This is a genomic window from Bordetella muralis (assembly GCF_965139205.1).
Classification (GTDB): domain Bacteria; phylum Pseudomonadota; class Gammaproteobacteria; order Burkholderiales; family Burkholderiaceae_B; genus Bordetella_A; species Bordetella_A muralis.
In genome coordinates this window covers 160,005-173,192 of sequence record NZ_CBCSIU010000008.1, presented here as the reverse complement: position 1 = coordinate 173,192, position 13,188 = coordinate 160,005, and the positions used below count along the sequence as shown (strand labels likewise).

Genomic DNA, 13,188 nt, shown 5'->3' with positions numbered 1-13,188 from the left:
CGATTGACGGATGTGCTGCAAGGCAGTTTCATCACCGTTCTCCGGGATCAGATTTATCCGGGGAAAGTACTCGCTCTGGCATATGACGTCACCACTCATTTTCGCCAACCACGACAGCCTCCTGGCCGCCCGGGCACTCATTCAAATGATAGAGCCCGGCAACCACACTCAGCCTTGCTGATCCTGCTAGGCAAATCACCGGCCACCCGACCTGGCGAATATATGAATTCTTGCCATAGCGCTGGCGCCATTCCTCGTCCGCCACCGATGGCACGCTGCCGAGAACCCCAGTTCGCACGATAGCCGCAATTCCTACCTGAAAAAAAGCGCAGCCTTGCCGATTGCCCGCCTGCGGCAAGCAAGGCGGTTTCGCATACGAGGAGCTCATCATGGCCAATGCAGCCGATTCCACCCCCCTCTTGGCGGGGATAACGATTGTCGACCTGTCGCGCGTGCTGGCTGGACCGTTTTGCACCATGACACTCGCCAACATGGGGGCACGGGTGATCAAAGTCGAGATTCCCGACACAGGCGATGATGCACGGGCCTTCGGTCCTTTCCACAATGGCAAGTCGCTTTATTTTTCAGCCATCAACTGCAACAAAGAGAGCATCGCTCTAAACCTGAAAAACACCGACGATCGCGCCATCTTTGAAAAGATCCTCGAAAAAGCCGATGTGCTCGTTGAAAACTACCGCCCCGGTACGATGGAGAAACTCGGATACGGCTGGAACGTCCTGCATGAACGGTATCCCCATTTGATCTATGGCGCTGCCTCCGGATTCGGAGACAGTGGCCCCCTTTCCCAGCGGGCCGCTTACGACATGGTGGTCCAAGGCATGGGAGGAATCATGAGCGTGACGGGCTATCCGGACCAGCCGCCAGCGCGCGTCGGTGTCTCTATTGGCGACATGGCCGCAGGGATCTATCTCGCCACCGGACTGAGCGCCGCGCTCTACAAGCGCGCTGTCTCAGGTATCGCAAGCAAAATCGACGTCGCCATGCTGGATTGCCAGGTCGCCATCATGGAAGACGCGGTCACCGCTTATGACAAGACCGGCGAATTGCCCGGCCCCAAAGGCACGCGCCATCCCTCCGTTGCGCCTTTTCAGTCGTTCGCCGCGCAAGACGGAAACGTCGTGATTGCCGCCGGCAACGACCATCTGTTCAAACTCATGTCCGAAGCGCTCGATCGCGCCGATCTGGCGGCCGACAGCCGATTTACCACCAATGATTTACGCCATCTCAACATCGATGCATTGCAAGCGGAAATGGAGAAAGTGCTGCGTACTAAATCTGTCGCAGCCTGGCTCGAAGCACTGAACGCGAAAGGCGTGCCCTGTGCTCCCATCAACGATATTCCCCACATGATGCAAGAGCCCCAGGTCGCTGCGCGCAATATGATCATCTCGGTGCAGGATCCAGTCGCCGGGACCATCAAGGTCGCAGGAAATCCCATCAAGGTCGTTGGTTCCCCTGAGCCGTCTACCTATGCACCGCCCCCTGAACTCGATGCCCATCGGGCAGCGATTCTGGCCGAGTTTGCCGGAGAAAAACCATGAGCAGCGCAATGCAATCCGACATACTGACCGTCGAGATCAAGAATCGCGTGGCAACGCTTACGCTGAACAATGTCGCCAAACGCAATGCATTGAGTGCAGCATTGCTGGATGCGTTGATCACAGGATTGAACGGTCTCGATACCGGCGAGGTGCGCGCCGTCATCCTGCGCGCCGCACCGGGACTCTCGGTATGGTCCGCCGGCCACGATATCAAGGAATTACCCAGAGGACATGAGGACCCACTGGGCTATTCTGATCCGCTCGAAAGAGCACTGCGCGCCATTCGCGAGCTGCCGCTGCCCGTCATTGCGATGGTGCATGGCAGCGTCTGGGGCGGCGCATTGGATTTGGTTTTGTCTTGCGACATGATTGTCGCCGACGAGACGGCCAGCTTCGCCATCACGCCGGTCAACCTGGGGCTCCCCTATAACACGACAGGTCTGCTGCACTTCATGGGCAGACTGCCCATGAACCTGATCAAGGAAATGTTTTTCACTGCTGCCCCGCTCAAAGCAGCCGAGGCCGAGCGTTGGCACATCGTGAATCACCTTGTCCCGTCTGGCGAACTCGACAGCTTCACCATGGCATTGGCAGAGGGGATGACGACCAAGGCCCCCCTTGCGATGGCGATCATCAAGGAACAACTCCGAGTACTCGCGGATTATCAGCCGATCGCAGCACAAGTGTTCGAACGAATCCAGGATATGCGGCGGCGGGTCTACGAGAGCGCAGACTTCCAGGAGGGAATCAACGCTTTTCTGGAGAAGCGAGCGGCGATCTTTACTGGGAAGTAAAGCGCCGATCACGACGCAGCGCACTCAATGCAAGCCTCACGGGTAAGCCGCGTGAGTTGACAAGCGACGTCATTCGGCGAATACTTCACCATATGGTGAACTATTATCAAACCCTGGATCGGACGTTTGCAGCGTTGGGAGACCCAACTCGCCGCGCCATCCTGGCACGACTCGAGCAAGAAGGCAGTGCGACCGTCAGCCAGTTGGCGCAGCCTTTTTCCATCAAGCTGCCAGCGGTCATGAAACATCTGGACGTCCTTGACGATGCCGGACTCATTGTCCGCACCAAGGCCGGGCGCACCGTTACCGTTCACCTATCGCCTGCTCCCATGCAGGCAGCGATGGATTGGCTACGTCGCTACGAGCATTTCTGGAACCATAGCCTCGATCGCCTGGCGGCCTACGCAGAAAGCCAGGAAGCCCAACGGAGACCCGAAAAATGACCAGCCTGACTCTTGTAAGACGCATCGCGGCACAGCCCGCTACGGTATTCGAGGCTTTGACCACATCTGATGGCATCGCCTGCTGGTGGGGCCCGGACGGCGGGCCGGTGCTCATCGCCGAAACCGATGTCCGGGTCGGCGGCCATTTTCGAGTGAGATTTCGCATGCTCGACGGCAGCGAACATGAAAGCAGCGGCGAATACCTGCGTGTCGATCCTCCACATCATCTGGCGATGAGTTGGCGCTGGTCCGATGACGAAGATGGCGGCGAGTCGCGCGTCGAGTTTGCGTTGCGCGCCACTGACACCGGTACCGAACTCACGCTCACACACAGCGGCCTGCAAGACGAAGCCACGCGCACCGGTCACGAAGAGGGCTGGGGTGGCGCATTGGACAAACTCGTGCGGCATTTTGCGGGCTGAGCCCGGACCACATCCATCCCGTAGCTTTGCAGCTGCGCCCTTTTCCTGCTCGGCACGAACGCCGAAGTCAGTGGGAGCGCCCCATGATCACTCTTACTGCATTCCGTTGGGTACCACCTTTTGCGCAAGGCCTGGTGCGCGATCTACGCGTGCGCTGGGCACTCGAAGAAGCCGGCATCCCCTACAACGAAAAGCTGATCGGTGTGAAAGACCAAGCCAGCCCGGAATACCGGACGTTGCAGCCCTTCGGGCAGGTCCCCGCCATCGAAGATGGCGACCTCAAACTATTCGAATCCGGAGCCATCGTGCTGGAGATCGCCGAGCGCAGCGATGCATTGCTGCCCGCCGACGCACAAGGCCGCGCACGTGCGCGCGCGTGGACACTGGCGGCCTTGAACACTGTGGAGCCCCCTATCACGCATCTCGGCGGGCTGATGATTTTCCATGTCAATGAGCCTTGGGCGGCGCCAGCCCTCCCGACTGCGGAGCAGGCCGTGTGCAAGCGCCTGGATGAATTGGCGAAATGGCTGGGTGAGCGCGACTATCTGGAAGACCGCTTTACCGTCGGAGACTTGATGATGACCACGGTACTGCGCATCTTGCGCAACACCTCGCTCGTCAGCGACCGGCCCGCGCTACAGGCTTATCAGTCGCGCTGCGAGGCACGGCCGGCATTTCGCAAGGCGCTGGCCGACCAGTTGCGGCCATTCGCAGAATACGAAGCCGCACGCGCCAGCGCCCGGCCCGCTGCTGGCTGATACGGGTCCGCAGACCAGCGGCGACGATACAGTACCGCTGTAGAGGCCCGATACAGACCATGCACAAGGCATCAAGCCACACGCGTGGCCTGCGTCGGACGACGACGCGACATCACAAACCGAACATCAGCGAACGATGTGCGGCAGCCCCAGCCATAGCGCCGTCGCCCACTGCCAGTGCCACCGACCCCGCCGGACGGGCCAGGTCGCCGCAAGCAAATACGCCAGGTATTGTCGTCGCCCGTGTGAAATCGGCTTTCACATAGGGGCCTAGCGGGCCTTCTTCCAGCTCGCACCCGAGCTGAGCCGCCAATGCGCCCGGACGCACGCGCGTGGCGACGAACAAGCCCGCCAGCGAGAATACGCGGCCGTCCTGCATCACCACATCGACGGCCTCACCGTCCAAACGCGCCACCCTGCCCGGCTCTACTTGCACATTCCGGGCCTTCAAATGTGCCAACTGCTCGGCATCAGGCTCGAATGCGTCATTCAGGAACAACGTCGTCGTCCCCCAATCGGGCAGCATCAGCCCCTGATGCAATGATATCGCCGACACGGCCAGCACACCGATATGCCCCTGCTGCAATTCATAGCCATGACAATAGGGGCAATGGAACACGTGCTTGCCCCAACGCTGTGCCAAACCGGGCAATTCCGGCAGTTCATCCTGCACCCCCGCGGCGAGGATGAGACGATGTGCGGTATGCACGGTCCCCTGCCGCGCAACGATTCGAAATCCACCGTCCACAGGTTCGGCGGTCTCTACCCAGTCATCCAACCACTGCACGGTGGCATAGCGCATGAGTTCTGCTCGACCTGCGGCGGCAATTTCCGCAGGAGGTTTGCCGTCTTGCGTGAGAAAGCCATGCGAATGGGCAGCGTAGCGATTACGACGCTGTCCAGCATCAATCACCAACACGTTACGGCGCGCACGCGCCAATTGCAGCCCGGCTGACATACCGGCATAGCTGCCCCCAATGATGATCACGTCGAATTCCATCGGAAACCTCATTCGTATGCGTTTAATATCACGTATCTTTTAATGATACATTAAACCGCAAACTCCGGCGATATTTATCTCTTCGGTCAGGCACCCGACGAGGATTCAGTGCTGTCGCCGATGACCCGATTTTGCTTGCGAGCTGGAGGGAGCCGCGCGGCACAATGCGTCGAACTGTCCGGCCAGATCGGCCAGACTGACAGCCCCCAGCCGCTGAACCAGCAGGGTCTCGGCCTGTTGCAAGGCATCCGCAATTGCTGCGTTGACCACGCGCTCTACGGCGCAGTCGGGATTGTCGCGGTCGGGGCCGATCGCAAAAATACGCGGGCCGCCGACCGCTTGGTGTACGTCGAGCAGCGTAATGCGATCCAGCCCGCAAGCCAGGCGCCAGCCGCCATGATGGCCCTTGTCGGATTGCACATAACCGGCCTTGCGCAGGCCCGCCATGGTGCGACGGACAACGGCGGCATTCGTGCCCAACATGCGCGCGATCTGCTCTGATGTCATGGGCTCGTTGGCACGTGCCATGTGCAACAGTACGTGCAGCATGCGGGAAAGGCGGCTATCAGTTCTCATGGGTCGCGCATCAAGGCCGAGGCCGGGATTGTCAGTTACCCTGCATTATCGGCGATATCCGCACAACGCTTCAGCTCGCGTGTTGAAGGGCCTTTGCCAGTTCATGCCGGGACTGGTCCCAGCCTGAGGCCGGAACCCGTTGATCGGCCTGCGCTTGTACCTGTTCGAGTTGTTCGCACAACGCATCGACTGGTGCCTCTGCGTCACCCAGGTGGATGCCTTGCGTCATCGTGATGTGCGAGCATTCAAAACTGCCTCCTCCCGCCAACAGAATCATGCGCGTCGGGGCGCCCTCGTCTATCAATGCAATCAGCCCCGGGCTGACCTTTTCCGGCGTCAAGATCGCTGCCGCCTGCGGATCCAGCAAACCCTCGGTCATCGCAGTCATGGCAGTAGGCGCCAGGCAGTTCACCCGAACGTTATGTTTGGCACCTTCGAGGGAGAGCGTCTGCATCAGACCGACCAGCGCCATTTTGGCCGCGCCATAGTTTGATTGCCCGAAATTGCCATACAAGCCCGACGACGAGGTCGTCATCACGATCCGTCCGTAGGATTGCGCGCACATGTGGGGCCACACCGCCTTGGTGGCATTGACGGCGCCCATGACGTGAACATCCAGCACGAGGCGAAAGTCGTCCAAATCCATCTTGGCAAAGCTGCGGTCTCGCAGAATGCCCGCATTATTCACCAAGATATCCACGTGCCCGAAAGCCTCTATCGAGCGTGCAACCATGGCCTCCATGTCGGCATATTGCGTCACGTCGCCCATCACTGCGATGGCCTGTCCACCAGCAGCGCAGATCGCATCAGCCACGTCTTGAGCGGCACTGCCGAGATCATTGACCACCACCTGCGCACCGTGCCGTGCCAGCTCCATGGCGTGGGCGCGTCCCAGGCCGCCACCCGCGCCAGTCACGATCGCCACCCGGCCCGTTAGTCGCTTCAACATACGCTGCTCCTGATAAACGTCATCATGTTCGTTCATGCGCCGACCGCTCAGCCCACGCGCTGAACAGGAGGGTAACGAAACTCGCCGTCCAGGTGAGTCGATTGAGGTTGATATAGTCGCAGCGTGAGATAGAACCCGGCCCCCGCGGGTGCAGGAAGCCAGTTTTTCGTCGGCCCGGGATCATCGGCCTGGATCGAGATGCTCAAGCCACCGTCTTCGTCGTACCGTAGGCCCGGCGTGCGATCCCCGATGGAATGCCGTCCAATGGGATTTGCGGCCAGCAGACAGTCGCTGCGACGATAGAGTGTGATCGACCAGAACGCGTCCACTTTCGGCCCGCCTTGCGGGGCAAAACGCAGCACATAACGCTGTGCACCCGTCAACGGCGCACCGTCGGCGTCTACCTCGGCCATGATGTACATCGCCTCGTCGACACCGAGCGTGCCTATCCAATTACGCGCCACTCGAGCGCGCGTCAGAAAGTCGTTGCCAAAGCTCGTGCGCACCGCCACCGCCGTGGTCCACCCACCGCCCAATGCAGAGGGCTGCGCCACGTCGCGCAGTTCGCTATAGACCTCGGTCAAAGCTGCCTGCAGATCAGCGACCTCCGGCGGCCAACATGGCAGAGGCTCGGACGGCGGATTGCGTTCAAGCATGTTGTCCAGCACACGCAGATACTCGTGTGCCTCGGGTATACCGGTATCGCGGTTGTCGAGCAACACGTCCAAACGCGACAACGCGGGCGTCCCATCGAGTCGACAAATGGCGAAACGATCTTGCAGCGCATGCACCTGCGCCAAGTCTGCCGGATCGGCATCCACCAGAATACGGCCGATGACCCACACATCGTCGCTAGGAGCACTGATCCGATGCATGCCCGCCGGTACGGTGCCTTGCCAGCCCGGGCCATGCACAAATAGACGTTGTGCGGCTCCACCGGTGGTACGTCGCCCGGCATATGCCCAGGGATTTGTCCACGCATCCAAAAATCCCAGCACCCAGTAGCGTGACCCCATCGGTGGAACGTCAATGACCAATGGTCCTTTCGACAGATCCAACCACGCATTGGTGAACAGCGTGTCGTTGTTTGGCGTCACCACTTCCTTGTCGCCCGGACCGCGCAGTCTGCGCGTATGGGTGAACTGATTCACCCAACGCATCGTCGACACGGGACTGTCGCCGGCAAAGCCGGCCACAGTGTGCTTGCGTGCGGTATTTGAAGCACGCATGCGCGCCATCTCGAAGAGCGGCAAAGTGGCGATCACTGCCTGCCGAGCAGCAGGTGACGGCACAGTCTCGACTCGCGTCAACAACACCGCATCCAATGCACATACGCCTTTGCCCTGCGGCAATACCACCAGCGGATTCAACTCCACCGAGTCGAGCGCATCGCCCACCGCCACGGCAAACTGCGAGAGCCGCACCATGCATTCGGCCAAGGCGGTCACATCTGCAGCGGGCGCATTGCGAAACCCGGCGAACAACGGGGCGATCTTTAGCTCGCTGATCATCTCGCGGGCCTGCTGGATGTCGATCGGCGCCAGCCGCAATGCCACGTCCCTCAACAACTCGACATTCACACCACCCGTCCCCAACATCACGACCGGCCCCAAGACAGGATCCCGGCGTACCCCGAGGATGCACTCAACAGCGCCGCGCAACATCGGTGCAATCAGTACTCCCTGCACGCGAGCGTGCGGCGCCGCACCGGCCACCGTCGACAGAATACGATCGTAGGCGCCGGCAGCCGCCTGCCCATCACGGATATCCAGCACCACGCCGCCGATATCGCTCTTGTGCGTGATATCGGCAGATACGACCTTCATGACCACCGGAAATCCCAACGCGCATGCGTGGTCCACCGCGTCTTCACGAGAATGCGCATGACGTGTCGGTACGACGGGGATGCCGTTTTCGCTCAAGACTCGCATCGCGTCGGCTTCGCTATAGGGGCCGGGCCGAAGCGCGATCGACGGGATCGCAACGGCCGGCACGGGCTTGGCCTGCAACTGCTGTTCGTGAAAGAACGCCATCGCGGCCAGCACACGGATTGCTCGGGCCGGATCGCCATAGCAAAGGCACCCTTGCTCCTCGAGCGCACGTTGCTGCCCGGTGTCGGCCAGTGCGCTGAACATCACCAGACGACCGGGGAATTCCTGCCGTAAATCCCGAGCCAACTGTTGTTGCCTGATCTGCATGGCAGGAGTACTGCCGAACGCGGCCAGAAAAATCAACAAGCTGCCGTAGTCGCCATGCTCCAACATTGCACGAGCTGCAGTATCGAGCAGCGACGGATCGGCTGTGACCTGCCCCGTCAGATCGACTGGGTTTTGTGTCGCGGCAAACGGCACGTGAGCTCGGATGATTTCTTGCGCGGCTGCCGGCAGCTCGGCGACGTCCAACCCCGCCTCGGCCGCGTCATCTGCCATCATCACACCGACGCCACCCGACACTGTCAGCAGGCCCACACGGCCATTGCTCGGTCGGCCAGACACCGCGAGACAATGTGCGATGTCGAAAAATTCCTCGATGGAACGGGCGCGCCAGGCGCCATGTTGGCGAAACAGTGCTTGATACACCGCATCGTCGCCCGCCAGCGCCGCGGTATGCGATGCGGCGGCTTGCGCTCCCAGTGCCGTGCGGCCGACTTTCACCACGATCACCGGCTTGCTCGCTGCGCGAGCCAGGTCCAGCGCTCGCCGCAGCTTTGCACCGTCGCGGCATCCTTCGAGATACGCCATGATCACTCGCGTCGCGGGATCGCGTGCCATCCACGCAATGCAATCAGCCACGTCAATGTCTGACTCATTGCCCGTGGTCACCCACGCGGAAAGTCCGACATCGCGCTCGCGCGCCATCGCGTAGGCGTATGCGCCGAACGCGCCACTCTGGCTGACCAAGCCGATATGGCCTGTCTTGACCAGACCGGTAGACACCACTGGTGAGAATGTGGCGTACACAGACTGCGCCACATTCATGAACCCCAGGCAGTTGGGCCCCAGTACGCGGATTCCTGCTGCACGCGCCCTATCTACAAACTGACGCTGCCCCACTGCGCCTTGCGCTCCCAGCTCGGCAAAGCCGGCCGAGAACATGACGATGTTTCGCACATCTGCGCCGATGGCATCGTCGAGTGCAGCATCCGCACCCGAGGCGGGAATGGCGAAGATCGCCAGATCGATCGGTTTGCCCACAGCGCGGATCGAGGGGTGAGTCAGACACCCCTCGATCCGCTGTGCCCCAGCATTGATCGGGTACACCTCACCGCGATACCCATGTTCAAGCAGATACCGCAGCGCCACGGCGCCGACTTTGGCGGGATTGGTAGAAGCGCCCACGATAGCGATGGAACGCGGTGACAGGAAAGAATCTAGGTCGGGCAAATTCATAAGCGGCGCATGAGGGTCTGGAAAAGCCTCTGCAAACTGCAAGTGGAATCCGCACGCTGCGAATTCCCGAGGCTGGCCGCCTAAGATACGCGCCCATGTTTTATCGGACAAGACGAGATTTCTGAGGGTTTTATCAGATTATCTTATTTATCCAAGTCCACGCCGACTGCGCGCGACCGCGGGGCGTACAGCCGGCGCACGGGCAGCTTCATCGACCTGGGCGGCTTCCAACGCATAGTCGAGAAAGCTCTCCACGGCAGGAGACAATGCGGCCCGCGCGCGAGTAAATAAAGCGATGCGCCAGCTCACAGCGGGCTGACACAATGGCACGAAAACCAGACCAAAGCCTTCGACCAACGATCGCGCCATAGACGGACAGATTACGTAGCCAGGCCTCACACGCAACAACGACAGCGCCGTGTTGACTCTATGCACCGGCACGATCTGCTCCGGATGCCGTCGTGACGGCACATTGCTCAGCACGTTCGTCGCCAGGTTGGGCATGTAGTTGATCAGTGGACGTTCACGCAGGTCTTTCCAGCTGACCGGTTTTCCCGTCGCCAACGGATCGTCAGGACGCAGTGCGGCCCACAAGGGATCGATGCGAATCAGATGCGCCTGTATCGCATCGTCGGTCAGCACGCCCGCGGGGCCGAAACCGATATCCGAGCTGCCGTTATGCAAATTGGCGAGCACCTGTTCGATCGGCACGTCATCAAACCGAATTTCCACGCCCGGATGACGCTCGCTGTAGCCAGCGACGAGCTCCGGCAGCAACGTACACGACAGCGTCTCTGGCGCGGCCACTCGCACCAGCCCACGGCGCAGCGCTTTCAGATTACTCACGCTCTCCAGCGCCTCATCCAAGTCTGCCAACACACGACGCACCATGGGTTCGAATGCCTTGCCGACCACCGAAGCGCCGACACTGCGCGTATTGCGATCCAGCAATCGCACGCCTAGCCGGCTTTCCAGTTCCTTGACCAGACCGCTCAAGGCCGCCTGCGATAAATGCATGGTATCGGCTGCCACAGAAAAACTGCCGCATTCCAATACCGTAATAAAGGCGCGCAACTGCCGCAGCGTGACTTCGAATGTCATGGGATGTCCTTTACTGCCGTCGGAAAGTCAGAATCGATTTATAACCCAAGCCTTTAAGTAATCAATAATTTGAAAATTGTCCTAATAGAAACCGCCATCTATCATCGCCTCTCAGGGTCGCGAAGGGGCCGGCTTCTTGCGGATACCGAGGCGAACTCTCCTTCCTATTCGAATATTCAGGAGACAAACATGAAGATGAGCCGAAGGACGCTCTTGAGCGCAGCGGCCGCGGCCGCCTGCACTGGCGTCGTGCCCCGAGTATTGGCCAATCAGGCGTGGCCCGCCCGCAGCGTGAAAATTGTGGCGCCCTACGGGGCCGGCGGTCCCAATGACCTGTCGGCACGCCTGATCGGAGATTTCCTGGCAAAACGCCTGAACCAATCCGTCATCATAGAGAACAAGGCTGGCGCGGGCACCCGGGTAGGCAACGAATTTGTCGCTCATGCCACGGCCGACGGCTATACCATTCTGTACGCCGCCGCGCCCTATTCCACCCTGCAGGCCCTGTACGGGGATCTGGGCTATGACCCCAAGAAAGACCTGCAACCCGTCGCCATGTCCGCCACGGTTCCATTATTCCTGATCGTCAACGCGCAATCCCCCGCGACGACCGCGCAGGAGCTGATCGCCTACGGAAAATCCCAGACCAATGGCCTGACGTTCGGCTCACCGGGCAACGGCTCGCTGCCACATCTCGCGGCCGAGCTGTTCCTGCGCGATGCCCAGGTAAAAGGTTTGACCGTGCAGTATCGTGGCGACGTCATGGCGTACACGGACCTGCTGGCGGGGCGCTTGGACGCGACACTGACGGCCATTACCGCAGCGCTTCCGCATATACAGAGCGGCAAGCTGCGCGTGCTGGGAGTGGCCTCCGCCGAACCAAGCGAAATCTATCCTCAGGCACCTACTTTACGTAGCCAGGGGCTTCCGAATGTGGTGGCGTCGGGCTGGTATGGATTTATGGCGCCAGCCGGCGTACCAGCCCCGATCGTCGAACGCCTGGACACAGCAATCAATGACGCACTGGCCGACGCCGAGATCAGGAAGCGTCTCCTGGCGCAGGGTATGGAGCCTCGCCCAGGCAATGCCGCCGCATTCGGCAAGTTCATCGACGCCGAGATGTCCAAGTGGACCGATGTCATCCAAAAGGCGGGCATCCGCGGTTCGTGATTCGAGACGCGATCTGGGCCTCGATACAGCTGCCGGGTACGCGTAAACTTCGGAAAGATGCCGATACGCGTGCGGCGCATATCATGTTCAGCAGCTTCCTACTTATCCACGCGTGCCGGACCTTTGAGACATCAGTCCGGCGCAGTACGAGCAGGCGATGTGGCAAGGATAATCTCTGGCAGCTCATCCAACCCGCGAACCACATACGATGGCGCCACGCCCAATTCGTCAAACGTGCTGTCGCGACGATTGATCCAGCAAACGTCAAACCCGAAATGGCGCGCACCCGACGCATCCCAAGCGTTCGAAGACACAAAGAGAATCTGAGCCGGTAGCAGGTCCAAGGCTTGGCACGCGAACGCATAGACGCGCGGGTCGGGCTTGAATACGCCGACGCGCTCGACACTGAGCAGGTGTAAGAAACATGCTTGCAGCCCAGAATTCTTGACGACACTGTCAATCGAAAAGACAGATCCATTCGACAAAATCGCCAATGGCAGCCCTATGTCCTGTAACCGCCGTAATGCGGCGGGGACCTCTGGGTACGGCGATAAATTCAGGTAGGCCTCGCACAGCACATCGCAGGTCGCCTTATCCAAATCGAGCCTCAAGGCGTTGCAGGTATACACGAGCGCATCATAAGTTGCTTGCTCGAATGAAATGTATTGACCCATCAAGCTGCGTAGCCACGTGTATTCGAGTTGCTTCTGCCTCCACATGGCACTGATCTCCATGCCTCGACCGGGATACGAAGCATCGCATCGTTGCGCGACGGAATGGACGTCATACAGCGTGCCATAGAGGTCAAAAACGACAGCCTTTGTGTCCGACATAAGTTTTCTCCATTGCGGGCATGCACGTGCTATATTCTTTCGCAATTATCTCTAGATATTGACTAGACACCAATGGTTTCGTCTGCGCGCCATATCCCACTCGCCTTGACCACGAGCATCGTGGCCGGCGGCGTGCGCGCTACGAACCCGCCGCCCTCATCTGTCGCGCCTCCGGCGAACATCGCAGTGGC

Annotated in this window: 12 protein-coding genes; 6 read left to right on the top strand and 6 right to left on the bottom strand. The window is 60.2% G+C overall.

Annotated elements, in window-relative coordinates; translation table 11 throughout:
* Positions 1–389 precede the first annotated feature (389 nt).
* The 5 genes from ACNA0I_RS13990 (at position 390) to ACNA0I_RS13970 (ending at position 3,979) form a co-directional block, all read left to right on the top strand.
* The gene (locus ACNA0I_RS13990) at positions 390–1,562 is read left to right on the top strand and encodes a CaiB/BaiF CoA transferase family protein (protein ID WP_415806610.1); all 1,173 of its coding nucleotides are present in this window, start codon (positions 390–392) and stop codon (positions 1,560–1,562) included.
* Entirely contained in the window at positions 1,559–2,356 is a 798-nt protein-coding gene (gene scpB / locus ACNA0I_RS13985; protein ID WP_415806609.1) for a methylmalonyl-CoA decarboxylase, read from the top strand. Before ACNA0I_RS13990 ends, scpB begins: the two co-directional genes overlap by 4 nt.
* A gap of 92 nt (positions 2,357–2,448) precedes the next feature.
* Entirely contained in the window at positions 2,449–2,799 is a 351-nt protein-coding gene (locus ACNA0I_RS13980) for an ArsR/SmtB family transcription factor (RefSeq protein WP_415806608.1), read from the top strand.
* On the top strand, positions 2,796–3,221 hold the full coding sequence (locus ACNA0I_RS13975) for an SRPBCC family protein (protein ID WP_415806607.1): 426 nt from the start codon (positions 2,796–2,798) through the stop codon (positions 3,219–3,221). Before ACNA0I_RS13980 ends, ACNA0I_RS13975 begins: the two co-directional genes overlap by 4 nt.
* A gap of 83 nt (positions 3,222–3,304) precedes the next feature.
* A complete protein-coding gene (locus tag ACNA0I_RS13970) occupies positions 3,305–3,979 on the top strand; it encodes a glutathione S-transferase family protein (protein WP_415806606.1) in 675 nt (224 codons plus the stop codon).
* 112 nt (positions 3,980–4,091) lie between these two features.
* Here ACNA0I_RS13970 and ACNA0I_RS13965 read toward each other — a convergent pair whose 3' ends face one another.
* The 5 genes from ACNA0I_RS13965 to ACNA0I_RS13945 all read right to left on the bottom strand — a co-directional run bounded on the left by ACNA0I_RS13965 (position 4,092) and on the right by ACNA0I_RS13945 (position 10,994).
* A complete protein-coding gene (locus ACNA0I_RS13965) occupies positions 4,092–4,979 on the bottom strand; it encodes an NAD(P)/FAD-dependent oxidoreductase (RefSeq protein ID WP_415806605.1) in 888 nt (295 codons plus the stop codon).
* 105 nt (positions 4,980–5,084) lie between these two features.
* The gene (locus tag ACNA0I_RS13960) at positions 5,085–5,555 is read right to left on the bottom strand and encodes an Rrf2 family transcriptional regulator (protein WP_415806604.1); all 471 of its coding nucleotides are present in this window, start codon (positions 5,553–5,555) and stop codon (positions 5,085–5,087) included.
* A gap of 70 nt (positions 5,556–5,625) precedes the next feature.
* Complete coding sequence (locus tag ACNA0I_RS13955) at positions 5,626–6,504, bottom strand: SDR family NAD(P)-dependent oxidoreductase (RefSeq protein WP_415806603.1); 879 nt, start codon at positions 6,502–6,504, stop codon at positions 5,626–5,628.
* Positions 6,505–6,551: 47 nt separating this feature from the next.
* Entirely contained in the window at positions 6,552–9,893 is a 3,342-nt protein-coding gene (locus tag ACNA0I_RS13950) for an acetate--CoA ligase family protein (RefSeq protein WP_415806602.1), read from the bottom strand.
* Positions 9,894–10,040: 147 nt separating this feature from the next.
* Positions 10,041–10,994: a LysR family transcriptional regulator gene (locus ACNA0I_RS13945; RefSeq protein WP_415806601.1), complete on the bottom strand. Its 954-nt coding sequence runs from the start codon at positions 10,992–10,994 to the stop codon at positions 10,041–10,043.
* Between the two features lie 189 nt (positions 10,995–11,183).
* Here ACNA0I_RS13945 and ACNA0I_RS13940 point away from each other — a divergent pair, with 189 nt between their 5' ends.
* On the top strand, positions 11,184–12,164 hold the full coding sequence (locus ACNA0I_RS13940; protein ID WP_415806600.1) for a Bug family tripartite tricarboxylate transporter substrate binding protein: 981 nt from the start codon (positions 11,184–11,186) through the stop codon (positions 12,162–12,164).
* Between the two features lie 131 nt (positions 12,165–12,295).
* Here the strand turns inward: ACNA0I_RS13940 and ACNA0I_RS13935 are convergent, their stop codons facing one another.
* On the bottom strand, positions 12,296–12,997 hold the full coding sequence (locus ACNA0I_RS13935; protein ID WP_415806599.1) for a haloacid dehalogenase type II: 702 nt from the start codon (positions 12,995–12,997) through the stop codon (positions 12,296–12,298).
* Positions 12,998–13,188 lie beyond the last annotated feature (191 nt).

What these genes read in the sequence shown, in the direction of transcription:
- ACNA0I_RS13990 (WP_415806610.1), top strand. Translation starts at nt 390, where the DNA reads ATGGCCAATGCAGCCGATTCCACCCCCCTCTTGGCGGGGATAACGATT.
- scpB (WP_415806609.1), top strand. Translation starts at nt 1,559, where the DNA reads ATGAGCAGCGCAATGCAATCCGACATACTGACCGTCGAGATCAAGAAT.
- ACNA0I_RS13980 (WP_415806608.1), top strand. Translation starts at nt 2,449, where the DNA reads ATGGTGAACTATTATCAAACCCTGGATCGGACGTTTGCAGCGTTGGGA.
- ACNA0I_RS13975 (WP_415806607.1), top strand. Translation starts at nt 2,796, where the DNA reads ATGACCAGCCTGACTCTTGTAAGACGCATCGCGGCACAGCCCGCTACG.
- ACNA0I_RS13970 (WP_415806606.1), top strand. Translation starts at nt 3,305, where the DNA reads ATGATCACTCTTACTGCATTCCGTTGGGTACCACCTTTTGCGCAAGGC.
- ACNA0I_RS13965 (WP_415806605.1), bottom strand. Translation starts at nt 4,979, where the DNA reads ATGGAATTCGACGTGATCATCATTGGGGGCAGCTATGCCGGTATGTCA.
- ACNA0I_RS13960 (WP_415806604.1), bottom strand. Translation starts at nt 5,555, where the DNA reads ATGAGAACTGATAGCCGCCTTTCCCGCATGCTGCACGTACTGTTGCAC.
- ACNA0I_RS13955 (WP_415806603.1), bottom strand. Translation starts at nt 6,504, where the DNA reads ATGTTGAAGCGACTAACGGGCCGGGTGGCGATCGTGACTGGCGCGGGT.
- ACNA0I_RS13950 (WP_415806602.1), bottom strand. Translation starts at nt 9,893, where the DNA reads ATGAATTTGCCCGACCTAGATTCTTTCCTGTCACCGCGTTCCATCGCT.
- ACNA0I_RS13945 (WP_415806601.1), bottom strand. Translation starts at nt 10,994, where the DNA reads ATGACATTCGAAGTCACGCTGCGGCAGTTGCGCGCCTTTATTACGGTA.
- ACNA0I_RS13940 (WP_415806600.1), top strand. Translation starts at nt 11,184, where the DNA reads ATGAAGATGAGCCGAAGGACGCTCTTGAGCGCAGCGGCCGCGGCCGCC.
- ACNA0I_RS13935 (WP_415806599.1), bottom strand. Translation starts at nt 12,997, where the DNA reads ATGTCGGACACAAAGGCTGTCGTTTTTGACCTCTATGGCACGCTGTAT.